Here is a 24,259-nt window from a genome sequence, read left to right on the forward strand (position 1 = left end):
AAGGATGCCGGAACGATTCGTGGTCGCCGCGGAAGCAGTCCAGCCAAAGGGGGACGCGGCCCGGCTACCGCAGACCTTGGCAATTTCGAACGACGGCAAACGGTTGTATGTCGGGTGCGCGGGGACACACGACCTGCTGTTGGTTGATCCGCAGGACGGAACGATCGTGCGGCATGCAGCATTGCCCGGTCCGCCGAGCGGCGTGCTGATGCATCCGGGGAACGACGAAATCCTCGTGTTGATCGAATCGTCCAAGGGAATGGTGTGCGCATTCGATGCCCGGACATTGGCTGCAAAGGGAAGTGTTGTCGTCGGACATACGCCCGTCGATGCCGTATTTGGGAAAGACCGGAGGACACTTTACGTTTGTAATCGCTTCGACGATTCCCTTTCCGTTGTCGACTGGAGGCAGCGACGCGTGTTGAAGACGATTTCCGTCGGGTGGGAACCGATCGCCGTCGATCGCACGCCCGATGGGGCGTCGCTCGTGATTGCACACCATCTTCCCGACGTGCGTACGGATCGGCCGAGCGAAATCGAAGTACGATGTGCGTTGACGGTGATCGACACGGCGACGCTGGCTCGACGCGTGATACCGTTGTGGCACGGGGCGCATAGCGCCCGCGATGTGCGCGTGTTGCCTGACGGACGATATGCGGTCGTCTCGCATTTGTTCGGCAATTTCGAGTCGATGCCCTTTCGAGTGGAGAACGGTTGGATCAATGCGAACGTCGTTGCGGTCGTCGACTTGGAAAAGGAACGGGTGTACGCCACGATCGGGCTGGACGAATACTACGAGGGAGCCGCCGTTCCCTGGGGAATCACGCCGGCGGCGGGAGGCGATGTCGTGTGTGTTGCGGCGTCCGGCACGCACGAACTGCTTTATATGAAACGCGACGAATTGCTCGGCGAATACGCCTATCGCACAATGCAGCCGATGCTCGCCGTGTGGCCGATCTACTTGAGTCTAGGCGACAGCTTGTGGCGCCATGTTCCGCTTCCCGGCCGCGGCCCGCGGGCAATCGTCGCGCACGGCAACATCGTGTATGTCGCCGAACGGTACAGCGATACGATCGCGTGTGTCGATCTCTCGCGGGAAGAACCTCACGTGCGGCAGCTTCGTTTGGGACCAGGCGTTGGCGATGATCCGGTCTTGCGGGGCGAGGCCTTGTTCCACGACGCGACGATTTGCTATCAGCATTGGCAAAGTTGCGCTTCGTGTCATCCCGACGGCCGGATGGATGCCTTGAACTGGGATCTGCTGAACGATGGGACGGGCAATCCCAAGAACACGAAGAGCTTGCTCTTTTCGCATGTCACACCGCCGGCCATGGCAACCGGTGTGCGTCCGACGGCCGAGGCGGCTGTACGAGCCGGGTTGAAACACATCCTGTTTGCCGGAGAGGACGAACAAAAAGCCGAGCTGTTGGATGCCTATCTGCGCGCATTGCGGCCGATTCCCAGCCCCGCATTGGTCGACGGTGAACTCAGCCCGGCAGCTCGCCGCGGGCGCGAATTGTTCTTCTCTGCCGAATTGAGATGCGACCGTTGTCATGCCGGTGCGTATTACACCGATGGTCGCAAACACGATGTAGGTACGGCCGGCTCCGTGGACGCCGACCCGCGATTCGATACCCCCACCCTCATCGAGGTATGGCGGACGGCACCATATCTGCACGACGGCCGGTATCGCACGCTGGAAGAGCTTTTCCACGAGGGGAAGCACGGATTGTGGGGCAGAGAATTGACCAAAGCCCAAATTGCCGATCTTGTCGAGTTCGTGCGGTCGCTCTGATCTTACCGAAACCCGACGACGGGGACGGTTGATGCCGCGTGTCGGGGTGGTGTGCTTCCACAAATGCCGAGGAACGACAGGCTCGGGGGGCGCGGTACCGTTCTTCGCGTTGCGGTAGAATGACGGTTTCGGCAGTGTGTATCGTTGCGTACACACCGCGGCGAGGCGTTCTGTCTTGTTGGCATTGTCGACAATGTGTTGTGTGCGAGGTTTTGCATGCGGTCCCGCTATCGCCTGATGACTCCCGGGCCGACGCCTGTTCCTGACGCTGCCAGGGCCGTGCTGGCCGAGCCCGTGCGGCATCATCGCACGCCCGAATTTCGCACGCTGTTGGCCGAGGCAGTCGAGTTGCTCCAGTACGTGTTTTGCACTCGCAACGACGTCGCCATCCTGACGAGTTCAGGTACGGGGGCCATGGAGGCCTGTGTGGCGGCTGCCGTCGGGCGCGGTGACAAGGCGATCGTGCTCGATTCGGGTAAGTTCGCGCACCGTTGGGGCGAAATTGCCCGACGATTCGGTGCGGAGGTGATATCCTTGTCGCTTCCGTGGGGGAAGGCATATTCACCCGAGATGCTTCGCGAGGCATTGGAGCAGCATGCGGATTGTCGGGCTGTCTTTGCCACACTTTCGGAAAGCAGCACGGGAGTGGGACACGACATCGAGGGGCTAGGAAAGGTCGTTCGTGAGTCGAAGGCACTATTCGTCGTCGACGCCATCAGCGGGGCCGGTTGCATGGAATGCCGCACGGATGATTGGGGGATCGATCTTCTGGCGGTGGGAAGTCAAAAGGCGCTCGCGATTCCGCCGGGTTTGGCGTTCGTGGCGGTCAGCCCGAGGGTCTGGGAGCGGTTGGATCGACGTCCCGAGCGGCCTTGTTATTATTTCGACTTGGCCGCGTATCGGCGGGCATGGGAAAAGCACGATACGCCGTACACCCCCGCAAGCGGCCTTGTAAGGGCACTGGTCGTCAACCTGCGCGAGATTCGCGCCTACGGGATCGAAAAAATCTGGGCGAGGTGTCGGCGGTTGGCGGCGGCAACGCGGGCCGGTTTGTCGGCGGTCGGGTTCTCGATGGTTGCCGAGAGGCCGGCCGACGGTCTGACGGCGGCGTATTTTCCCGCCGGGATCGACGGAAAGGCGTTCTTGCTGCGGCTCGAAGAACGCTTCGGTATCAAGTTGGCAGGAGGGCAGGGGCCTTTGGCCGGAAAGATTTGCCGCATCAGCCACATGGGGGAAGTGGATGAAGTCGATATCTTGGGCGTGTTGGGGGCGATCGAATTGACGCTCATCGAACTGGACGCGACGATACGGCCGGGGCAAGCGACCACCGCCGCTTCTGAAGTACTGGCAGCGGCTCAATTCGAAGCTTGAAGCGACGTGGTAAGACACACGGCAAGCGCGAACCAAGGGCTTGTTCGGGAGAAAGGGGAAGGCGACATGGCGAAACGACGTGTCATCGTATTGGACAACATCGCCCGAGAAGGTCTCCACGAATTGGAGGCCGTGGGCGAATTCGAGGTCGTCGTGCAAACAGGGTTGGCCGGGGACGATCTCAAAGCGGCCTTGGCCGATGCCGATGCCGCCATTTGCCGGAGCGGCGTCAAGATTACCGCGGATGTTCTCGAAGGGAATACACGGTTGAAGGCGATCGCGCGGGCGGGCGTCGGCGTCGATAATATCGACCTCGAGGCGGCGACGCGGCAGGGGATCGTCGTAATGAATACGCCGGGCGGGAACACGCTGGCCACGGCCGAACTGACGATTGCGCTGATGCTCGCCGTTTCCCGCCGTATTCCCGAAGCCTGGCAATCGCTCAACGAAGGGCGTTGGGACCGCAAGATGTTCATGGGAACCCAACTCGAAGGAAAGACGTTGGGGATCGTCGGACTAGGTCGTATCGGTCAAGCAGTTGCGCAGCGGGCGGTCGGCTTCGGCATGAAAGTGATCGGTTACGATCCGCTCGTGTCGCAAGATCGTGCCCGCGAGTTACACGTTGCGTTGGTGGATCATCTCGAGGACCTCTTGCCGCAAGTGGATTACCTGACCGTCCATACGCCGCTCAACGATCAAACGCGACACTTGATCAATCGGGATCGCATCGCCTTGTTGAAGCCGGGCGTTCGCTTGATCAATTGCGCCCGGGGCGGAATCTACGAAGAAGCGGCCCTCGTTGAAGGTCTGAAATCGGGCAGGATCGCCGGTGTGGCCGTCGATGTGTACGAGAATGAACCCTGTACCGACAGCCCGCTTTTCGGAATGCCGAACGTCGTATGCACCCCGCACCTTGGGGCAAGTTCTCGTGAAGCCCAAAAGGCTGTGGCCCTGGAAGCCGTGAAACTGATCACCGACTTCTTGCTCCACGGCACGATTCGCCAGTCGGTAAACGTCTCACCGATCGACGCGGCGACGCTCGCTTCTGTAGGTCCCGACATGAACCTGGCCTATCGATTGGGGCTTGCGTTGGCCCAGATGCACAACGGTGCGCCGGAGGCATGCAAGCTCGTTTACCAAGGCGATGTCGCCGAACGCGATACGCGACTGCTGAGTGCGGCGTTTGCCGCAGGGCTCCTCGAAGCAGCGATGGACCTGTCGGTCAGCATCGTCAACGCCGAAGTCTTTCTCAAAGAGCGGGGGATCCGCGTGTACGAAGAGCGGACGCCCGAACGGGGCGACTTTGGTTCGGCCATTCATGCCGAAGTTTCAACAGCGGCCGATACGAAGACGATTTGCGGTACGGTGATCGGGCAGAATCAGCCGCGGATCGTCGGCATGGGATCGTGTCCTTTGGTGGCACCTCTAGAAGGCATCTTGCTTTTCTTCGTGCATCGCGATATGCCGGGCGTGATCGGCCGAGTGGGCAACCTGTTTGCCCGCTACGGGATCAATATCGGACACATGTCGGTCGGGCGCAGTACAAATGAGCCGGGGCACGAAGCGATCGGCGTGCTCGTCCTCGATTCGGTGCCCACCGCCGAGGCGATCGACGAATTTCGTGCCATGGACGCGATCGGCGATAATTGGTTGGTGAAATTGCCGCCGCTTGCCGAAGTGCCGGTCTGGATGCGCTGATACGGTGACGGCACGAATCCTGACCGCAGAAGCCGCCCCGGCTGCGCGAGAAAATCGGGCATTGGTCGGTTTCATTCGCCCGGGCGAATCGTCAGGGTGACGGTCGTCGACTTCGCGGCGGGCAGAGCGATGCCCAACCGCGTGGGCTTCTTGTGGTAATGGATGTCTTCTTCGATCGTTTCGGCGTTGATTGTGAACGGGACGCCGCCGGTGTCGATTCGCACCGAAACGGCTCCCTCGCCTTCGCCGATGATCAACGAGTCGCCTTGACGTTTCCACGAATCGAAGGTCAGCAATGCGGTTTCGAAAGAAGCGGGCTCGCGGAAAGTCGCCGTGTCGGTCACGATCAGGCTTCCGGTACCTTCACGAGAGAACGTAAAGCTCCGCTCCAGCCGCAGCAACGTGTCGACCGCGTAGGCATCGGTCAAGTCGAGAACGAGGCGATCGTGTCGATCGGAGAACTCGGTTTCGAGTACACGGGCGCGGGCGTCGCGGCCGGGACGTTGTAATTTACCCGCGATAACAGGCACGGGGTGGCCGAACGAATTGAGAAGGTTGCTTTCGTACCGGCGGCTGCTGAAGGTCCGGGCGGTGTAGACCTCACCTCCGGGATCGACCAAAGGCACGTGAACTCGCAAGGCGACCACATATGTTCCCACGTCGTTGTGATTGTGGTGCTCGGCGTTGTGGCCGCCTTTGAGCGCAACCGCCAGGTCCGATGAAGGGCCTGTTCCCCGTGCAATCAAGATTCCGGCATCGGAAAACCAGTCGCGCAATGCGTGAGAAGCGTGTTCGCTGCTCGGCGGTGTGCTCGAGGCGGAATTTGGAAACACGAAAATGCCGATCGCATAAAGGCCGTCGGAAGGGCCGGCTGCGGGGCCGAGGTAGCGACGTTCGAGTTCCTCCATACCGAGTCGAAATCGACGACTGAGAAATCCCGACATGATCGGATTCGGCGAAGCGCCGTAGGCGCAGTCGGCGAAAGCAGGATAGATTCCCGGGGTCATCTCCATCCGATAGCCGAAGGTGGCGATCGGTCGGATCGCTTCACGCCCCAACCAGTCGAGTCGGCCGCCGGTCGCCTGGTACACGGTTTCAGAAAGCATGACGAATCGTCCGAAGCCGTAGTTCCAATAGCCGATGCCTTCGCTGCAATAACCGTCGGGCGTGAAACCCGACAGAAAGTTTTGCACGAATTTTTCTGCCGATGCGACGAAGTAGGCCCGCCGTTCGCGCGATTCGATGTTTTCCAATGCGGCGCCGGTCACGCCCGCCAAACAGACGGCGTTCCAGTTGTTGGTCGTCGTGAGCCACCAAAGCCGCGGCTTGCCCGTCTTCAGCGACTGTTCGAACGGTGTGAAGATTCGGCGTTCGAGGTTTTCACGGATGATGGTGCGCGTTTCGGGGCTGAGTTCATCGGCGAGCCAGTAATCGATGGTCGCCAGCATCCAACCGACTGCCGAGGAGTTCAAATCGATTTCAGTCGTCTCTCGACGAAAGTTGGCCAAGCTTCGGTCGTGTGCCGGGAGAACCCATGTCTTGTCACGACAAAGCTCCGCGATGGCTTCTTCCAATGCGGGGATGAATCGCCCTTTGTGCTCGACGCATTCGGCCAGCGCCAACGTGTGCACGCGCGACGTTCGCTGCGAGATGACTCGCTGGCCCCGCGTGCGATTGCCGGTCTTGGAGAAATCGAGGTAGACCTCGTCGGTCAACGGCGGCATCGGCTCGTCGAGAAGGTCTTCTGCGCGGTGAACAACCGACTGAAATCCAGGGTCGGTTGTTGCGTGCGCCCACGCATCACGGTCGCTCGCAGGAGCTCCCACGCCTCGTGGCGACGCCGGAAGAAGTTCGGCAATCGCCTTCACGCGTTCAGGGGCGGGGGAGTCATCGCCTAAAGCAACAGCGGCGTTGCCCAGAATCATCGCACCCAGAAGCAAGACGCAGAACGATTCACGGATAGCGTTTCGACGGCACGACGATATCGATTTCAGGAAAGCGGACATGGCAGGCCTCCTGTTTGTCGGCGGGAAAAACAAGGCAGGAAGCCATATCATGCTTCCTGCCTCGACGTCGTGCAAGTGCCAAATCGAGTTGCTCGGAAGGCCTCGCGGTGTTCAGCGGACCATCGTCATGTCGAACTGTTGCAACACTACGTCAAAGATCTGTGTGTCGCGCACGGTCGTGTGGGGAAAGACTCCCGGCGTCGACGAAACGGCTACCGTGAGCTGCGAGGGATCGTAGGCGGGAGCTCCGTGCGATCCGCCGATTAGCGAGGCATCCAAGGGAATGCTGCGGCTCGACGGGTCGAAGCACAATTCGACCGGGTCGTATCCCGGCTTGCGGTGAATGTCGACGGTTCGTGCGAAGGCGGGCGCACGCGCGTCGTCCAACCACCAGTAGTACGCTTGCCAACTGTCGGGAGTCGAGACGAGGACGACGTCTCCGCTTCGCGGATGAAGCAGTTCGTACCGGATCAATGTGGCACCGGCCAAGACTTCGGCGATTCCTTCGTGTCCCTCGAACAGCTCGACGACTTTTTGCTGGGTCTGCGGATCGCCGTCTTGGACGTAAATGTGGCTGAATTGATGATCGACGACGGCGAAGGCACGGCTTTTCTCCAGGTCGAGATGCTCACCGTCGTCACGTTCTTCGACTGCCAGCAGGCCCGCTTCGCGAAGCACGCGGTTGGGATAGACGACCGATTGGACCGGCGTGATGGCGTATTCTCCGGCGATCAGCCACGCCGGATCGGTGTCGTACGATTCACGCAGGCCTTCGGCGAGTCGGCCCAGGGCTTGGTCCAATTCGGCGACGGCGGCTTGAGCCTCGGGACTGTCGGGTCCGGATCGCTGAGCGGCATAATCCAAATGCGGCAGATATATGTAGAACAGCCGAGGTCGATAAAACCTCGCTGCGAGCACGGCCGAGTCGACGATCCAGTTCGTCCCTTGAATTCCCGCCATCGGCCCCCAAAAGTGGTGCAGGGGAAAATCGCCGAGCTTCTCCCGGAGTTCTTCATACAGCTCGTTCGGCCGCGTGTAGCACCACATGGTTTCGGAGCCGTCGGGATTGTGGATCGGCTTGGGCGTGCAGACATAATCTGCTTCACACCCGACGCTATGCAAGGGGAACCACACGGCGCTGGTGATTCCCGCTTCGTGGTGCGACAGAAGATCCCACAACTGCGGTTTTAGGATACAGTCGTTGGGCGACGTCCACATCTCGACGCGCCGCTTGTCTCGCCAGTAGAACCCGTTGCCGATGACACCGTGGTCGCGCGGCAGCAATCCGGTCGTCATATTGGCCTGCACCGGGCAGGTAACGCACGGAAAAGAAGGGGCCAAATTGACGATCTCGCCTCCGGCGGTCATCCGGCGAAGGTTTTGCATCACGGCGACGTCTTTTTCCCGCAAACCGGGGACCGACAGAAACACGAGGTATTCGACCATGGCGATCGCCTTTCGTTCGAAGTGTTGCGTCGTCGGTTGGGTTGAACGATCGTGGCAGCGCCCTTACTTGTTGAGCGACTCAAGACAGGACGTCAGAAACGATTTCGCCAGCCGGGCAATTTCGGGGGCCCGATGGCTGTCGCGGGACAGCTCGACATACACTCCGCGATCGTACCCGCTATCGAGGAGTGCCTGCAAGACGGGCGGGAACTCGATCACCCCTTCGCCGAACGGCAAATGTTCGTGAACGCCCGGTTTCATGTCTTCAATGTGGATGTTGACCAGTTCCGGGGCACACGCCCGAATCACGGTTGCCGGATCGCCTTCGCCGTTGCACACGACGTGGCCTATGTCCAACGTCAGTCGGAGTAAGGGACTGTCGCATTCCGCTTTCAGTCGACGATAGTCGGCTACGGTTGCGACAAGCATTCCCGGTTCCGGTTCGAAGCCGATCGGAATCCCGAATTTTTCGGCGAGCGCCAGAACGGACGACACGCCTTCGGTCAGACGCCTCCAGGCCGCTTTCGGATCGTCGGCGTGATCGATTCCGGACCAAACGGAAACACAGTCGGCACCGAGTTCGGCAGCACAGCGGAAGGCGTGTTCGTAAAACGCGATGCGTCGGCGCCGCTTTTGCGGATCAGGCGTAATCAACGTGGGTTCGTGTTTTAACCGGGGATCGAGCAAGTATCGCGCGCCGGTTTCGATGACGCACCGCATGTCGTAAGTCTGTAGTGCGCGGCGGATGCGGGCCGCCTGCGACGACCAATCACCGTACGGCGACAAAAGATTGTGGTCGATCGTCAGCCCTACGGCGCGGTACCCCAGTTCGCCCAAGATTGCGACGGCATCCGACGGATCGTGATGTGCAAATCCGTTTGTGTTGTATCCGAGGATCATGGCCGCACTTCGAAAAACCTTGAGGATCACGTGGCACGCAAGTAACGACCTGCGAAGATGGTCGGCGGCAACAGAACGAGGGCGCACAGCGCAGCAGTCAGGCCGGCGGCGGCAAACACGACGGCAGCGTCGAGCACAATGAGCCCGAATATGGCTTGGGTGACGACGAGCTGCACCCGCTTGGAGGTCGGGTTTTGAAGCACCCACACGCAACGAAACGCCAACCAACCGGCGAGCAAGACGAAAAGCGACGTCCAACGGAAAGTGTCTTTTGCGGCGATGGGAAACTGGGCCCCGAAGAAGCCCAGAATCGCAATCCCGGCCAGCATGATGCACCCGGCCATGGCGGTCGTAGCTCGCGACGAGTGCACCGCTTCCGTGCGGGCGAACAACGTCAAACCGGCGACGTAGCAGGTGAGCCCGCAGACAATGCCGAGCCCGTGATCGAGCGGTCCTGATGCGGCGAGGTATGCCCACGCGAAATTCAATCCACGGCACGCCCCCATGGCGATCGGACCAGCGGCGGTCGGTTTGAGTTTTGCATTGTACGCAATAACACACACAACAAGTCCGGCGAACGCGGCCGAACCTGCTATCGCACTTGCATCCGATGAAGGACGCACGATCCACATGGCGAGCAGCATGGACAGCACGGCGCCGACAAGCAAGCCGACGGCGAGTCGCCGCGCGGCGGCTATCGTGATCGTTCCCGAGGGGATCGGCCGCTCCGGGCGTTCGGCGGCATCGAGGTTGCGGTCCACGATGTCGTTGACCACAACACCGAAGGCGTACACGAAAGCCGAGGTCGCACCTACGACGACAGCGGTCGGTACGTGGGCGACGAGCTGCTGTTGCGTCCACACGGCGGGCATGGTGGAAAGTGCCGTGCCGGTTAGCAATCCGGCCACGGAATCGGCGGCCGCCGTGAACAAATTCGGCAGTCGCACGAGTTGCAGTATCCCTTTCCAAGTGCGGACGTTCATGTGACGTGTCCTAGTTTGACGCTTCGATTGCGGGCAAGAGGTGGTCGCGGGCGGCGCGACCGGCCGCATCCGGGTCGTCGATATACGGGTACAATTCGACGGTGACCCAGCCGTCGTAACCGGTTTTGCCGATCTCCTCGAGGACGGCATGAAGATCGATCGCCCCCTCGCCCGGAATCAAATGGGCGTGAACACGCGATGCGGCGATGTCTTCGATGTGGTAGTGCCGCGTATGGGCCGCCATTTCGGCGACCCACTGCTGCGGTTCTTGCTCGACACAAAAGGCATGGCCGATGTCGAAGTTCAATCCGACGAAAGGAGAGTCGATTCGGTCGGCGAACTCGAGGTACTGTTCGAAGCGTTCGATCAACAACCCCGGTTCGGGTTCGATGAGAAGGTTGACTTCCAGACGTTCGGCAATTTCGACGCAAGGCATGAACTCGTCATAGAAAACAGCATAGGCGTGTTTCCGGGAAACGCCGCGCGGGATCGGTCCGCCCGGTTCGGTTTGAATGCCCGGTGCCCCCAGATCGTGGGCGAGCTTCAAGGCACGCTTCGTGTGTTCCCGACGCACGGCACGATAGTGGGGATCAGGTTCGATCCACGAAGGATGCCAATAAGGCTGACGCGGATCGGCAACCGCATTCATCATGAAGGCATTGACGTTCGAGATTGCCAAGCCGTATTCGTCGAGCATGGCAACGATGGTGTCGATGTCTTCGGGCAACGTCGAAGGCGGCCAGGCGTGCGGCGCATCGGCGAGTAGCTCGAGGCCTTCGTAGCCGAGCGAGGCAATTCGCCGAATCGTCTCGGCCAACGAGTAATTCAGGTACGCATTGGAACTGTACGCAAGTTTCATCATGACTCCCAAAGGTAGTTGGTTCGAATGCCTGCGGATTTTCCGAGCCGGCGAATCGCCGTGCGCACGGAATCAACTGCTTGCGCTGCGGTACGAAGTCAGCGCCGCTTGAAAGATCATGCGCGATACGATCAAGGATACGAGGGCGGCGACGACGGCGAAAAGGGGCAGGAACCAATCCTCGAAATGTTCCGGGTGAACGGGCAACGCCAGCAATCTCGCCGGCACGTTGACGACGACCAAGATCGGTACGATGAACGTAAAAAACCATCGTAACGGTGCGCCGTATGTACCGTCGAAGATCTCCATCGGATAACGACCGAAATTCACGATGTAAAACCAGAAATCGTATAGCGTTTGATTGCGCCCGAGCCAGATGCTGGTGGCCGCCAAGGAAATCATCAACGAGTACATGATGGCGACGCCGCACGCGATATACAGCGGGTACAGCACACACTGGAACAGCGTGGGGGTGTAGTCGATTCGCATCAAGGAATAGGCCAAGAGTAAAAGACCGAACCCGAAGTTGCCCATGCCTGCCCAGTGAACCCGACGAAGAGAAACCAAGAATTGCGTGTCGATCGGCTTGAGCAGCGCGAAGTCAAGATTACCCAAGCGAATCAAGTCGCTGAATTCGTCGGCATTCGGCATGAAGAAGGTCTGGATCAGGCTGTTGATCAGCAATCCGGTCGCCATGAAGACGAAGAATTCGTACTTGCCCCACCCCGTGTCGGCACCGATCGACGGCGTATAACGAAAGATCAACACGTAAAAACCCAGATTCATCAACATCCACGACAGTGAAGAAAGCACTTGGATGATGAAGTGAGCGCGAAACGTCGTCTCGCGAATCAAGCTATTGCGGGCGAAGGTGAGGAACACGGCGAGATAGTTCGGTTGCTCGCGCATGGGGTCATCCTCCGAAAGCGCTGTACCGACGAGTGCCGTAATGGAAGGCAATGCGCCCTGCGACAGCGAAGAAAAGGACCCAGCTCGCTTGGATGCACAAACCGCGCACCAGTTCGGGGCCGGTCACCTTCCCCAGGAACACGGCTGCCGGAAAGTACGCGAGGTATTGCAAGGGGATCGCTCGCACGAATACGTCGAAGGGGTACGGCAACATGTCGATCGGAAACATGTGGCCGGAGAAAAAGAAGTTGAACAGCATGTACACGAATAAGAGCGAGTTGACTTCCAAGAACCAGAAGCCCAACATGCCGATCGTGCTTTCGAGGAAGAATCCCAGCAGAAAGCCGAGGATCAACGACAACACGAAGGCCGCCAGGACCGGCGGGGCGGGCCATCCGGGAAAAAAGTTCCGGCAAAGAAAGAATACGAACGCGAACGGACCGATCGCCACCGAATAGTAAACGGCCTTGTGAGCGGCCCGGTAAGCCAGCAGGTAACCGATCATATCGATCGGTTGGATGAGAAACCGCTTGATCGTCCCTTCACGGATTTCACGGGCAATGCCCGAAGCCAAACCCGGCATGCTTGAAAACGCTCGGGCGACCATCGTGAGAAGATAATACGCTACAAAGTCATGATAGGTGTATCCGACGATGCGGTCCGGTTTTCCCGGCAACGTGGCGGCTGCCGAGAAGACCGCGCCCCAGAGGAAGATTTGCGTCACGATGGGCAGAAAACGCATCAACGTCCCCAGCGCGAAATCGCCGCGATAGACGAGCCGTTCTTGGACGCTGATGCGGAAAATCGTCCACCAAACCGTCAGGGGGTTGATTCGGGAGGGCGAAATTCCGTCGAGGGTGCGTGGCATGGCGAGAACGTCGGTTTCGCTGGAATAGACTCTGGTAGTGTCGTGATACGGGCGGGTGGTGCGCCGGCGGCGTTTTGTGAACCAATCAGCCGGCCGCGGATGCGGGAGCAGCGACCGCGCCGTTGGCGCTTCCGTTGTGTTCGGCGGTCGAAAAGACTTCGGCAATCACTTCTTCCAAGGGCGGATCTTCCACGCTCACGTCATCGATCGCGTGTGCGGCAAGCAAATTCGAAACCACTTCGGTGACGCCGCGTCGAGGAACTTTCAAGCGGACACGAGGCGGTGCCTTTTCCACGATCGTTCCGAAGCGATCGACTTCATCAGGCACGATGCCGCCGGCGAATTGGACGGTCACGACCTTGTAACCGCCGAAGCGGTCGACGATACCCTCGAGAGAGCCGTCGTAGATGATTTCACCTTGCGCGATGACGACGACGCGCCGGCACAGGGCCGCGATATCTTTCATGTAATGACTGGTCAACAAGACGGTGATTTTGCGACGTTGTTGGTATTCACGCAGGAATCGTTGAATCGTGTATTGGGCGACCACATCCAAACCGATCGTCGGTTCGTCGAGGAACAGCACCTCCGGTTCGTGCAGCAGAGCCGCGATCAGTTCCATTTTCATGCGTTCACCCAGCGACAACTCCCGAACGGGCTGATGCATCAATCGCCGTACATCGAGCATTTCCGTTAGTTCGTCGCGGGTTTTCTCAAACCGATCGGGGGAGATCCGATAAATCTGCTGATGCAGTCGGAAAGATTCGGCCGCGGGCAAATCCCACCAAAGCTGGTTTTTCTGCCCCATCACCAACGCAAACCGACGCCGATAGGCGTTTTCACGATGCCACGGAACGTGACCCAGCACCGTTGCCGTTCCCGATGTGGGCGTAATAACGCCCGACAACAGCTTCAGCGTGGTCGTTTTGCCCGCTCCGTTGGGGCCCAAAAAGGCCACTAGTTCTCCCCGTTCGACCTCCAGGTCGATTCCTCTGACCGCTTCAACGACCCGATATTCGCGACGAAATAGACCGCGCAGCGATGCCCACAGGCCTTCCTGTTTTTGATAGACCTTGTATACCTTGCGCAGTTTGTCTAGTTTTATGATCGGCATAGGTCGGTAGCGATTGCCCACGGGGCAGGGGAGGGGATTCGCCGCACGAATTCCATTATACGGCGGAGGGGAATCGGCGGAAATTACGGCCGATTTCCGGCGGCCGTCCGAAGGAATAGCCGGAACGTTCGCGACGTGGCGGGCCGAATCCGATACGACGTCCGTACAGGAGTTACAAAAGTAGGAACAACGCCAAAAGCAGGATTCCCAGGGCCAGGACTCCGGCTCCGGCTGCAAGACCGATTCTGACCCAAGAGAGGGGCTTCGTGCCGTAATGCTTGCCGGTTTGGCCGTTGATGAGAAAGCGATATTTTTTGTCTCGGTACATGTACGTGAGGACGTAGACCGGCAGCAGAATCAGATCGGACGACGCGTTTTCGAAAGTCACGTCGACGCTGTGGATTTGATGCGTATCGCCGGGCATGAAAGCGGCGACCTCGTTGCGCTCCCATTGCTCGAAGACTTGACGTGAGATTGCCTCGGCTTGTTCGCGGGTGATCGTGTATTCTTCACAGGCCCAACCGGCCAAGTAATACGGCTCGTAACGTCGCATACCGGCCAGATGGAACGGCGTGATGCGATCGGCCAGTTCTTGCGGCAGGCCTCGGCTGCCCGAAATCAGGTAGCCATTGTGAAACTGATGATGGCGACCGGCCAACGGCCACCATTCGGTTTCGCGAACCCTGCGGGTTTTGGTCACCGTCTTGCCGTTTTCGACCGTCGTGTACGTTTCGGTTCGGTACCAGTACTCGCCGATCATCGCCTGCCATGTCGATCGGGCGAGCATGCTGAACGACCAGAAGGGGATATAGACACCCCGCAGCTTTTCGGACAGCGCGGCCGCTTTGAGATCGGCGGGGCGAAACCAGCGGTTTTCGTTCAGCCAACGATCGAAAATCTCGCGGGCCTTCTCGGGGGTGATCGCGAACCCGATGACGAATTCCGGTTCCTGCTTACCGGTGACCTCGGGCGAGAACTCGACGACGTATGTCGAGTCGCAAAAAGGACACACGTAGCTGCGTTGCGAGCGGTCGACGGCCACCTCGGCACCGCAGTTCTTGCAGCGAAAGTGGCGATCCGGTGGTGAGGACGGCCGCTTTCGCTGTTGCGGCGGACTTTGTGCGGCGCCGCAATAGGGGCAGAATTTGTCGTCGGCCTCGACAATGCCGGAGCACGTGGGGCAAACGATCGTCGCCACGACGGGCATTTCTTCGGCACCGCCTGTCGGATCGTTTTGGATTACCTGCGACATGCCCATCGACCCTCACGCGTGTGGTCGTTACGTGTGGCTTTGTTGATAAACGGCGTGAAGCAGGGCTTCACTGCTCTTGTATTTCTTGCCGCCCGAGAGGGCCGCATCGAGCAAACGCCGTGCGTCTGCCTCGCTGTGCCCCAACGTGATCAGGATTTCGTACGTTTCCGAGACGACATCCGACGGAGCGCTGTCTGCGCTCACCGATTCACCACGCCCCACCAAAAGGGCGAACTTGGACATTTTGCGACGTAGTTTCGCTACGATACGATCGGCCATGGCCGGGCCCACGCCCGGGAGGCCGGAAAGGTACTTCGTATCCTGTTCTTCGATCGCGGTTGCAATATCTTGAACAGGACGCACCATCGCTCGCAGGGCTTTCTTGGTTCCAAGGCCGTCCACCGAACAAATCATCTCGAAAAACTCGCGTTCGACTTCGGAATTGAACCCGATCAGCCGAGGAACCATGCGGCCCTGATTCGGATTGCCGTCCAGGAATTCGAGGGTGTGCAACGCAACCTCGGTGCCCAACTCGCCCTGTAGGCCCCGGCGGGTGAACTCGGGGACGAGCACCTCGTATTCGAATCCGCCGACGGCGATCGTCGCAGCCGTTTCGGTCAAACGAACGAGTTTGCCGGTAATCTTCGTGATCAAGCGTACCCTCCGTGTGCTTTGGAAGCGGTCATCCGACTCCCAGCTTGGCTTTTATCGAGCGAATCAGCTCGACGGCTTGGCCGATTTCGGCCTTCTGCCGTTCGGGCTCTTGCGGAATCTCGCGTTCGATGGTCAACGCGCCGTCGTATCCGAGGTCGAGCAACGTTTTCAGAAAGGCTTCCGCGTCGACGTCACCGGTTCCGAACGGGACTTCGGTTCCCCATTCTTGCCCGGGATTTGCAGCCCATTTGGCATCCTTACAATGCACGCTTCGCACGTAGGGGCCGATCTTTCTCAGGGCTTCGAGCGGTTCGCCCGTTCCGTAGAGAATCATGTTTGCAGGATCGAAATTGACAAAGATGTTGTCTCGCTCGACGTCCTTGAGAAATTGCAACAGGCCGTCGGCCGTTTCTTGGCCGGTTTCCAAATGCAATCGTTGGTCGTTGGCGGCGAGATGATCGCAAACCTCGCGTGTGACATCGAGCACCTCACGATACAGCGGATCGGAGGCGTCGTGAGGAATAAACCCCAGGTGCAACCCGACGGCGTCGACGCCCAACAGCTTGGCGAAATCGGCGATTTCTTTCAGCTCTTGCGTGCGGGCGGCACGGGTTTCGGGCGGGACGAGTCCCACCGTCTTGGAAACCGTCGGAATATCCGCGTAGCTTTCTCCTTCGAAACCGGCGAAGACGACGGTAATCCGAATTCCCAGGTCGTCGAGTTGCTTCAAGAACTTCTTCGCGTTTTCCTCGGTTCGGGTCACCTTTTGCGGGGTGTGTAGTTGAATCGTCGGGACGCCCAGTTCGTGGGCCACGTTCAGGTGGACGCCCAAGCCTGCATCGATGCTGGCAAACACGCCGATCGGCCACTTTTCCATGGCGAACTCCTCATCGGTGAATAGGGGGACTTGCATTGTAGACCGACGTTCGCATGTCGCCGACGCGCACGTCGGTCGGATTGTTTCCATCGGATCGATGCGCAGAATAGCGAAACCGGGAGCCGGTTGCAACCGTCGAGCCCACCGGACGACGGCCGACTACCAACGAAAATCGAAACGAGGCGTCCGAACGGTGCAACGTTCGAACGCCTCTGCGGGGTTTATCGTTGACTGCACCGGTTGAGATGCAGCCGGATTGCTGGGGCGTCAGGACGAATAGCGACTCAAATCGGGTTTGACCCCTTCGGGCGTTTCGTCGCTGTCGATTTCGAACCATTCCGGTTTGAACTCGATACGGCGACCCTCGCGGGCAGCCATGTTTGTCGTCAGGGCCAGCACGGCGTCGTCGAGCGCCACGGGCGGATAGCACCGCGGATGGATTTCGGGATCCGATGCGTCGGGATTGTTGACGATGCACCAAGCCCAATGTTCGAGCTCTTCTTTGTAGCCGCGGCTGGCCGAAACCATCGCGCCCAGACCTTCTTTCTTCTTTTGAGCGGGGCCGCTGGCCTGCGTATCCAGTGCGGCTCCGGCGTCGCTCTTTTTCACGTCGACCTTGGCCGAGGTGTCGGAACCGGCAAAGAGCATCGCCTCTTTTTCCCGTTCGATGATCAGCGTGCCGCTGGTACCCATGATGACCTCGCCGTACCCGCCGAATCCATTACCGTTGATCGACGAGTATTGGAAAGCAATCTTCTTCATCTTGTCGACGGGATGATCCGGATTGTAACCCGGTGCCGGGTATTCCACGATGCAGTACACGTGATCTTCGATCTCGCGGTCGAGCGGGAAGATCGGCCGATTCCCGGCGGCAACGACGTTCAGCGGCAGCTTCTTCTCGCCGCCGTTGGCCGCGGCCACGAAGATGCTGGCGGCATCGAGCTGGTGGCTGCCCAATTCGGCCATCAGACCGCCGCCGGTTCGTTCCCACAGACGCCAACGAATGAGCTCTTCGATTGCGGGGCGGAAGTACGGATCGTGGCCGGGGGCTTCCAAAGTCTTGTCTTCGTAACCCAGTTCCTTGACTGTTTCGGCGATGACCTGGTCTTCGATTTGGGCCTGCTTTTGAGCAACGAGCTTGCGGTACTTTTCGACCTCTTTGGTGTCGCCTCGCTCTTCGGCCGCCTTCAGTTGCTTCTTCCAGCTTTCGAGCTCCTTCACCAAGCGGTTGCCGGCTTCGTCTTCGTCGGGTTTGACACCCGGCGGAAGGGGCATTTTCCAACTGTCGCGGCCGGGAAGGTTTCCGCGGTGCCACTGGCCGCGGATGTAGTGAATGTCGCCCAACAACCCCTGGAGGATCATGTTGTAGGCGTTCTCGTAAAGGATGTTGTAGTGCCGTTGCAGCCCGACGGCCAAGTGTTTCTTGGCCTGGATAGCGGCACGGGCCATTTCTTTGCATTCATGGACCGAATGCCCCATCAGCTTCTCGGTCAACACATGAAAACCTTTTTGCAAGGCCATTACGGCCGCGGGGGCATGCAAGTGCAGCGGCAAGCCGATGATCACACCGTCGAGGTCTTTTTCGGTGTTGAGGAGTTCGCGATAGTCACCGTAGACCTTGACGTGCTTGCGGGCTTCGTCCTCGGTTTTCCAGCCGTACTTTGCCATCAATCCGGGACGAGCCGCGAGTGCGGCCTCACTGTAATGATCGCCATGGAAAGCGCGGTACACGTTGTACGGCCGAATGTCGGCGATGGCGACGACTTCATGAAATTCGGGGTTCAATGCACCGATGAGCACGTTCCCTTCATCACCGGTGCCCAGCACGGCCACTCGCACTCGACGCGGCAACGTGCTTTCGTAACCGAAGTAAAAGGCGCCCAACGACCCGCCGGCGACCAACGCGGTCAATGCCCCCGATTTCACGAAATCGCGGCGCGACAACATCATGTCGCCCATCACGGTGTTGAAATTGGCTTGACCAACAGCTCGTTCTTCAGGTGTCAGGTTCATATTTCCTCAGACCTTGCTTGAGTATCTTGATTTGTGGGATTGGGAAACAGGTTCAAAGTCGGCGACGACGGTTGCAAACCGTATCGGACCGATTTCGATCAACCTTTCGGAGACTCTTTCTTGGCTTGTTCGGTTTTCGCTGCTTTCGGCTTGCAGCAGCCGATGCGCTGTCGCAAGGGAACGCAGACATAGTCGTAAAGGAACCGGTCGAGTCCGGCCCAACGGCCGACCGGCAATGCGGCCAAGGCAAGCATGGCGACCATCTCGACGAAGTTCTTGTCGACCAACAAGGCGTGTCCGACCACCGGCGGAGCATGCGGGATGACCGTCGGCCAAGGCCACTGCGTTGCGACCACGAATGCCAAGAAGCCCGCGCCGCCGAGTGCCGCCAACCGCGTAAAACATCCAAGCATCAAGCACAGGCCAATGGCCGTCAGGGCGTAGGTGACGGTGAAGTCCAGCAACTCCGAACGACTGTTCGCAAAGGGCAGCTTGACAGGCAGCCGATCGGACGGGATGACCGGTCCCGCAATCGTTCCGCGAGCACGCTGTTCGTCGCTGAGAAGCGACAACAGACGCAGGTGGTAACTTTCGCCCATGGCGTCGATCGCTTTGCCCCACGTGGCGACCTTGCTCCGAAGTTCCTGTTGGCGATCCCACAATCGCTGACGTTGGAATTCGGTGCCCTCATTCTTGCTGGCCATATCGCGCTTGAGTTGTTCCAATCCGGAAAAGCACGCCAGCATTTCTTTGCGGTTCTGGGCGAGGTACTTATTCAGCCCCGTCAGGTACATCTTGTGGATTCGGTCCACTTCCTTCTTTTGCTTGTCGTCGAGTGAGTATGCGGCCAGGAAGCGTTCTCGCATGTCGTTCCAGGCGGCTTCATAACCCGGGGCCGTGACGACTTTTTCGCCGTCTTTCTCGACGACCGCGAAACGTTTTGTGCCGTCGATATCGGGCAACATTGCATAGAAAACCGGCGCGAACGGGCCTTTCGCCTGACTCGAGAAAGGCGCGGCCGAAAACTCGTCGGCGTTTTGGATCTTCCACACTCCCTCGTAAAGGAAGTGCCAACCAATGGTCAGCCGTAACGCCACCAAAAGGACGACGGCGACCAGACCGATTTGATACTTGGAGCTACTCAGGGCTGACCTCCTTCCGCTATGTGATCGGGGAAGATACGCTCGAGGCGTCCTCGATCTGGGACATACGATACGTTGAGTGTTCGAACCGATTCGACGTCTAAACGGAGGGAACGGGAGGAAGCGGTTCGCACACCATGGGGCGCTTACGGGAAAGTTGCAGACTCTCTTATTCTAATTCACCGCGTTTGCCTTCTCTACCGGCCTTATCAACAAAAATCGGGGGGTCTAGAGTGCGCGGACGGTGGGCCGGCGCAGCATCCCTATCGGATATTACGCAGCCGCGATCGAGTTGTTTTCGGGTTCGTGGAAAGATTCTCCGGGGGAATAGGTGCGGAATTTGCCAGGCGAAATTGGTTTTTTCGGCGGGCGCGGCACCTTGCAGACCTATGTCGCAGCCGTGTACGCTTTTCGTTTTCGCCGATGATCCTCGGTGGATCTGCCGGATTTTCAGTTGAGATCGAACGTCAAGGAGTCCGCGATGCGCGTCGTACTCGGTTTTCCTCACGAAGCTCGTCACCGCGAGCTGTTGGCGCAGATTCTTCCCGACGCCGAATTTGTGGATTCCCCCCAAGAGGATCTTCCGCACGAGCTTTTGCAGGCGGACATCTTCTGCGGGCACGTGAAGGTGCCGGTCGATTGGGAACGTATCGTGAAAGGCGGTCGTTTGCGCTGGATCCAGTCTTCGGCGGCGGGTATGGATCATTGCCTGACGCCGCCGGTGATTGCCTCGGACATCGTCGTGACCAGTGCATCGGGTTTGCTGGCCGATCAAGTCGCCGAACACACAACGGCTCTGGTGACCGGCTGGTGTCGCAGTCTGCCCGTCTTTTTTCGCGCGCAGCAAAAAAAAGAATTCATTCGTCGTCCGACCCGCGATTTGACCGGGGCGACGGTTGCGATCGTGGGATTCGGCGGGGTGGGGCGTCGGATTGCTCAGATTTGGCGGACATTTAAGACCCGGCTGCTGGCAGTCGACAAGTTTCCCGTCGACAAACCGGACTATGTCGAGACCCTGGTGCCGCCCGAGCAAATGTTGGACGTAATTCCCCAGGCCGAGGTGGTTGTGCTGTGCTTGCCGCTGAATCGTTCCACACGCAAATCGGTGGGGGCCGCATTCTTCTCGGCAATGAAGTCCGACGCGTTGTTCGCGAACGTCGCCAGGGGGGCCATCGTCGTGCACGAGGACTTGATCGAGGCTCTGCGAATCGGTCATCTGGCGGGAGCCGTCATGGACGTCACGGATCCCGAACCACTGCCGCCGGAGAGCCCTCTTTGGGATATGCAGAACGTGATTATAACCCCTCATGTAGGTGGCCAGGTGAAGACCCGGGCCGACGACGTGGTTCGGTTGTTTGCCGAAAACCTGCGGCGTTGGAAAGATGGTCGCCCTTTGATCAATCGGATCACAAACAAAGAGGAGGGGTACCCCTTCCGTGACGGTTCGTGTCCGCTATGGATCGATGTTGAATCGGAGGTTCCCCGCTTATGAGGGAACTGACAGGGGGCTGGTCATGACGAAATCTTCCTATGTATCGTAGATTGTCTATCCTTTGTCGTTGCGGCGGGCTGATCTTGGGGTCCCGTCTGGAACTGCGTATGATACCGGCACGGGGCAAATCGATTTGATGGGCGTGCCGGCCGGATACCGGGAGACATTGCGTTTGTTATGGAATCGTCCGACCCGTTCAAACCCGAGGAAGAGTCGCGAATGGCGACAACGACCCTCGTTCACGAGGCAAGCGCGACCCGCACCTGGGGCGGTCACGTGGCGACCGGCTGCTCGCCTGCGCTGCTGGAGCAATACCAGTCGATCATCCAGCGACAGCGAGTAAGTTGGACGGAGCATCTTCGGTTTATCCGGCCGCTTGGTTCCGGTGGCCAGGGAGTCGTCTATTTGACCGAGCGACGGGGAGCGGACGATTTCACCCTGCCGGTGGCCGTCAAAGTCTTTTCGCCGGAACGGTACGCCAATGATGCCGCGTACGACGAGGCAATGTATCGTATCGCTTCCGTCTCGGCCCGCGTGGCTCAGATCCAGCAAGACAATTTATTGGCCGTTCACAACTGGGTCGAACGCCATCGCATTCGGCTGATGGAGATGGAATGGGTCGACGGTTTCGACCTGCGCGAATTGCTGACTCGCCGCCGTTACGAGCAGGTACAAAAACGGGTCAGCCTGCAACGGTGGTGCGAAATCAATGAAGTCGTCGTCACGGCCGGTCCCGTTCAGCCGCGGTTGAAGCCGGGGGTTGCGATGGCGGTGATCCGCGATTGTTTGGCCGCCCTGGCGGCCTTGCACCGTGGAGGCATCGTGCACGGCGACTTGAAACCGTCGAACATCATGCTCAAGCGTACCGGTAGCGGCAAGATCGTCGATTTCGGGTCGGCATACGCACTCGATGATCCGCCGCCGCAACGGACGTGCACACCGACGTACGCGGCTCCTGAAGTGCTCGAGAACGGCGAGTGTACTCCCCGCTCCGACCTGGCGAGCTTGGGCTATGTTTTGATCGAAATGCTGGCGGGCGTGTCGCCGTTCTACGGGCTGACGACCCGTAAAGAATTGCTCGAGCAAAAGCGGTTCTTGGCGCAACGGCTCGATAAGGTTTTGCCCAAAGACGTGGTGTCGAGCGAGTTGTTGATGAATTTCTGTCGGCGATTGATTGCGCCCGATCCCGATCGACGTTTCCCGGATGCCGAACAGGCCGACTTGCAGCCGGAGGGAGCGGCCGCCTTTCACCGACAGCTGGTCAAAGGCGATTTGGCCTCGGAATACGACAACGATATCCGACTGTGGTTGCAGGAGCTGGGGGACTGACGCCGTCGCGTATTCCGTCAAGTCTTTGGGAGCTCCAGACGCCGGCCTTCTGCGGCGCTTCGATCGGCAATGTCGACTACCTGGACGGCACGACACAGATCGTCGATGTCGGTCATTCGCCGGATCAGGCTCGTGACCATCCGGTAGAAGATCATCAGCATCGATTCCGTGAGCGGAACCTCTTGTTCGAGCGCTTCGATGTGCTGTCCTGCCTGATCGAACCAAACAAGCGTCGTCGGCGGATCGAGGTACGCCACACCGTGTTCGCATACGACCTTCATTGCCGGAGGCGGGCGGTACGAGAGCGCTTCTTGCCACGGTTCCCAGCTACTGTGAGCGCAGTCGATCATGGCGATGGGACCCGATTGAGATGTCGCTACCTCGCCGAAGTCGAGTGTCAACGCCAGCAGGTGTGAATCATCCCCTACTGGGGCTCGGCAACGTGTGGCAGTGACACGACGTGGTCCTTGCCCCATGACGAAGGTGCACCAGTCGACTAGTTCTGCGGCGTGGCGCTGGAGATTCAGGCCTCCGTTGGGAAGTCTTCCCGGCCGCGGATTGCGCGGTGGAATGCGATCGTGGCAGAACAGCAAACGCGGCGGCCCCAGTCGTGTGGCGATCAACTCTTTCAATCGGATCGTCGCCGGATAATGCCGTCGGGGCAATTCCGCCATGAACGCCACACCGGCCGTCGCCACACGATCCCGCACCCGACGTAGTTCGTCGGGAGTGAGAACGACGTCTTTTCCCAGGAACACGGCTTTGGCTTCGTCGCAAGCCGCCAAGATCGGCAGTGGGCCGAACCAAGCCGTATCGAGAACGACGACCGCATCGACGTTCGGGTCCCGACACATCGCCCTAAAGCCGGCGTACAGACGTACGGGATCCGCGGAAACGGTCTCGGCTACGCGGCACGCGATGGGTTCACATACTGCCCGAACTTCCAGGCGGTCGACCAGCGTCCGCAATGCGGCAAGGTAGCGTTGGTGTGCACCGTTGCCGAAACCGATGATTCCGATACGTAATTTGACACCCATGCCGCTCGATGAAAGCTCCTGGTACGTGGGTGATGCGGTTTCAAGGCCGGGACGGGCAACCGGTTCTTCGCATGAATATGGTGCTTTTGCCAAGTTTGGATGAGCTCGGCAATAGCGAACAGACGGCAATTTCGTCGGTATTCGCCGCTAGTTGAGCACAAAGCCATTGTTTGAAGCTAGCTCAATTCTCAAGAGAATGCAAAAGCCGGCCCGAACGCCCCTTGCGAGTGGGAGGATTTCGAAGATCGAGGGGGATGGGTAGTTTTTTTGGGGCTCGTCCATTGCGTTCCGGGCGATCGTGAGTATCCTGCAAAGGATCATGTGCTTCCACGGAGGGCCGATCCTCGCTTCGGATGAAGCGCAGGTTCGGCGAAGCGGCAACAGGTCACCAGAACATACCTCCGTCGATCGAACGTTTTTTCGAGGCGGTTTGGTCGGCGATAACCTGTGGTCCCACCCGGCCCTCTCGGCCAAGGATTTGTTGACGCGCCGAACTCGCTCGTTCGCGTAAGAA

19 protein-coding genes are annotated in these 24,259 nt (G+C 59.2%); 5 read left to right on the forward strand and 14 right to left on the reverse strand.

The features are described 5' to 3' along the window. The first annotated feature begins 4 nt into the window (after window positions 1–4). The 3 genes from ACYQ2I_RS07340 to serA all read left to right on the forward strand — a co-directional run bounded on the left by ACYQ2I_RS07340 (window position 5) and on the right by serA (window position 4,864). Window positions 5–1,795 (forward strand): hypothetical protein, encoded by a 1,791-nt coding sequence (locus tag ACYQ2I_RS07340; RefSeq protein ID WP_460166359.1) that lies wholly within the window; start codon window positions 5–7, stop codon window positions 1,793–1,795. A gap of 216 nt (window positions 1,796–2,011) precedes the next feature. Beyond that, window positions 2,012–3,166, forward strand: a complete 1,155-nt coding sequence (locus ACYQ2I_RS07345) for a pyridoxal-phosphate-dependent aminotransferase family protein (RefSeq protein WP_460166360.1) — start codon at window positions 2,012–2,014, stop codon at window positions 3,164–3,166. 66 nt (window positions 3,167–3,232) lie between these two features. Further along, window positions 3,233–4,864 (forward strand): phosphoglycerate dehydrogenase, encoded by a 1,632-nt coding sequence (gene serA / locus ACYQ2I_RS07350; RefSeq protein WP_460166361.1) that lies wholly within the window; start codon window positions 3,233–3,235, stop codon window positions 4,862–4,864. A gap of 71 nt (window positions 4,865–4,935) precedes the next feature. Here serA and ACYQ2I_RS07355 read toward each other — a convergent pair whose 3' ends face one another. From ACYQ2I_RS07355 to ACYQ2I_RS07415, 13 genes are all read right to left on the reverse strand, one after another. Next, the gene (locus ACYQ2I_RS07355; RefSeq protein WP_460166362.1) at window positions 4,936–6,870 is read right to left on the reverse strand and encodes a hypothetical protein; all 1,935 of its coding nucleotides are present in this window, start codon (window positions 6,868–6,870) and stop codon (window positions 4,936–4,938) included. A gap of 111 nt (window positions 6,871–6,981) precedes the next feature. Further along, window positions 6,982–8,316: an alkaline phosphatase family protein gene (locus ACYQ2I_RS07360; RefSeq protein WP_460166363.1), complete on the reverse strand. Its 1,335-nt coding sequence runs from the start codon at window positions 8,314–8,316 to the stop codon at window positions 6,982–6,984. Between the two features lie 63 nt (window positions 8,317–8,379). Beyond that, window positions 8,380–9,216, reverse strand: a complete 837-nt coding sequence (locus ACYQ2I_RS07365) for a sugar phosphate isomerase/epimerase family protein (protein WP_460166364.1) — start codon at window positions 9,214–9,216, stop codon at window positions 8,380–8,382. A gap of 26 nt (window positions 9,217–9,242) precedes the next feature. After that, on the reverse strand, window positions 9,243–10,199 hold the full coding sequence (locus ACYQ2I_RS07370) for a UbiA family prenyltransferase (RefSeq protein WP_460166365.1): 957 nt from the start codon (window positions 10,197–10,199) through the stop codon (window positions 9,243–9,245). A gap of 10 nt (window positions 10,200–10,209) precedes the next feature. After that, window positions 10,210–11,061, reverse strand: coding sequence for a sugar phosphate isomerase/epimerase family protein (locus ACYQ2I_RS07375; protein ID WP_460166366.1), 852 nt, complete (start codon window positions 11,059–11,061; stop codon window positions 10,210–10,212). A gap of 69 nt (window positions 11,062–11,130) precedes the next feature. Beyond that, window positions 11,131–11,967, reverse strand: a complete 837-nt coding sequence (locus ACYQ2I_RS07380) for an ABC transporter permease (RefSeq protein WP_460166367.1) — start codon at window positions 11,965–11,967, stop codon at window positions 11,131–11,133. 4 nt (window positions 11,968–11,971) lie between these two features. After that, entirely contained in the window at window positions 11,972–12,835 is an 864-nt protein-coding gene (locus ACYQ2I_RS07385; protein ID WP_460166368.1) for an ABC transporter permease, read from the reverse strand. A gap of 85 nt (window positions 12,836–12,920) precedes the next feature. Further along, entirely contained in the window at window positions 12,921–13,949 is a 1,029-nt protein-coding gene (locus ACYQ2I_RS07390; protein WP_460166369.1) for an ABC transporter ATP-binding protein, read from the reverse strand. 172 nt (window positions 13,950–14,121) lie between these two features. Further along, on the reverse strand, window positions 14,122–15,201 hold the full coding sequence (locus ACYQ2I_RS07395; protein WP_460166370.1) for a zinc ribbon domain-containing protein: 1,080 nt from the start codon (window positions 15,199–15,201) through the stop codon (window positions 14,122–14,124). A gap of 27 nt (window positions 15,202–15,228) precedes the next feature. Further along, on the reverse strand, window positions 15,229–15,855 hold the full coding sequence (gene ruvA / locus ACYQ2I_RS07400) for a Holliday junction branch migration protein RuvA (RefSeq protein WP_460166371.1): 627 nt from the start codon (window positions 15,853–15,855) through the stop codon (window positions 15,229–15,231). A gap of 28 nt (window positions 15,856–15,883) precedes the next feature. After that, the gene (locus ACYQ2I_RS07405; protein WP_460166372.1) at window positions 15,884–16,732 is read right to left on the reverse strand and encodes a sugar phosphate isomerase/epimerase family protein; all 849 of its coding nucleotides are present in this window, start codon (window positions 16,730–16,732) and stop codon (window positions 15,884–15,886) included. A 267-nt stretch (window positions 16,733–16,999) separates the two neighbouring features. After that, a complete protein-coding gene (locus ACYQ2I_RS07410; RefSeq protein ID WP_460166373.1) occupies window positions 17,000–18,745 on the reverse strand; it encodes a Gfo/Idh/MocA family protein in 1,746 nt (581 codons plus the stop codon). Between the two features lie 98 nt (window positions 18,746–18,843). Then, window positions 18,844–19,797, reverse strand: a complete 954-nt coding sequence (locus ACYQ2I_RS07415; RefSeq protein WP_460166374.1) for a DoxX family protein — start codon at window positions 19,795–19,797, stop codon at window positions 18,844–18,846. 571 nt (window positions 19,798–20,368) lie between these two features. Between ACYQ2I_RS07415 and ACYQ2I_RS07420 the strand changes: the two genes are divergently transcribed. Beyond that, entirely contained in the window at window positions 20,369–21,379 is a 1,011-nt protein-coding gene (locus tag ACYQ2I_RS07420) for a D-2-hydroxyacid dehydrogenase (protein WP_460166375.1), read from the forward strand. A gap of 219 nt (window positions 21,380–21,598) precedes the next feature. After that, window positions 21,599–22,708 (forward strand): serine/threonine-protein kinase, encoded by a 1,110-nt coding sequence (locus ACYQ2I_RS07425; RefSeq protein WP_460166376.1) that lies wholly within the window; start codon window positions 21,599–21,601, stop codon window positions 22,706–22,708. Between the two features lie 17 nt (window positions 22,709–22,725). Here ACYQ2I_RS07425 and ACYQ2I_RS07430 read toward each other — a convergent pair whose 3' ends face one another. Further along, entirely contained in the window at window positions 22,726–23,745 is a 1,020-nt protein-coding gene (locus tag ACYQ2I_RS07430; protein WP_460166377.1) for a Gfo/Idh/MocA family protein, read from the reverse strand. Between the last annotated feature and the right edge of the window lie 514 nt (window positions 23,746–24,259).

This window comes from Thermostilla marina, assembly GCF_054657455.1.

Bases quoted from the DNA above. Each gene is read 5' to 3' on its own strand.
- ACYQ2I_RS07340 (WP_460166359.1), top strand. From the start codon at position 5: ATGCCGGAACGATTCGTGGTCGCCGCGGAAGCAGTCCAGCCAAAGGGG.
- ACYQ2I_RS07345 (WP_460166360.1), top strand. From the start codon at position 2,012: ATGCGGTCCCGCTATCGCCTGATGACTCCCGGGCCGACGCCTGTTCCT.
- serA (WP_460166361.1), top strand. From the start codon at position 3,233: ATGGCGAAACGACGTGTCATCGTATTGGACAACATCGCCCGAGAAGGT.
- ACYQ2I_RS07355 (WP_460166362.1), bottom strand. From the start codon at position 6,870: ATGTCCGCTTTCCTGAAATCGATATCGTCGTGCCGTCGAAACGCTATC.
- ACYQ2I_RS07360 (WP_460166363.1), bottom strand. From the start codon at position 8,316: ATGGTCGAATACCTCGTGTTTCTGTCGGTCCCCGGTTTGCGGGAAAAA.
- ACYQ2I_RS07365 (WP_460166364.1), bottom strand. From the start codon at position 9,216: ATGATCCTCGGATACAACACAAACGGATTTGCACATCACGATCCGTCG.
- ACYQ2I_RS07370 (WP_460166365.1), bottom strand. From the start codon at position 10,199: ATGAACGTCCGCACTTGGAAAGGGATACTGCAACTCGTGCGACTGCCG.
- ACYQ2I_RS07375 (WP_460166366.1), bottom strand. From the start codon at position 11,061: ATGATGAAACTTGCGTACAGTTCCAATGCGTACCTGAATTACTCGTTG.
- ACYQ2I_RS07380 (WP_460166367.1), bottom strand. From the start codon at position 11,967: ATGCGCGAGCAACCGAACTATCTCGCCGTGTTCCTCACCTTCGCCCGC.
- ACYQ2I_RS07385 (WP_460166368.1), bottom strand. From the start codon at position 12,835: ATGCCACGCACCCTCGACGGAATTTCGCCCTCCCGAATCAACCCCCTG.
- ACYQ2I_RS07390 (WP_460166369.1), bottom strand. From the start codon at position 13,949: ATGCCGATCATAAAACTAGACAAACTGCGCAAGGTATACAAGGTCTAT.
- ACYQ2I_RS07395 (WP_460166370.1), bottom strand. From the start codon at position 15,201: ATGTCGCAGGTAATCCAAAACGATCCGACAGGCGGTGCCGAAGAAATG.
- ACYQ2I_RS07405 (WP_460166372.1), bottom strand. From the start codon at position 16,732: ATGGAAAAGTGGCCGATCGGCGTGTTTGCCAGCATCGATGCAGGCTTG.
- ACYQ2I_RS07410 (WP_460166373.1), bottom strand. From the start codon at position 18,745: ATGAACCTGACACCTGAAGAACGAGCTGTTGGTCAAGCCAATTTCAAC.
- ACYQ2I_RS07420 (WP_460166375.1), top strand. From the start codon at position 20,369: ATGCGCGTCGTACTCGGTTTTCCTCACGAAGCTCGTCACCGCGAGCTG.
- ACYQ2I_RS07425 (WP_460166376.1), top strand. From the start codon at position 21,599: ATGGCGACAACGACCCTCGTTCACGAGGCAAGCGCGACCCGCACCTGG.
- ACYQ2I_RS07430 (WP_460166377.1), bottom strand. From the start codon at position 23,745: ATGGGTGTCAAATTACGTATCGGAATCATCGGTTTCGGCAACGGTGCA.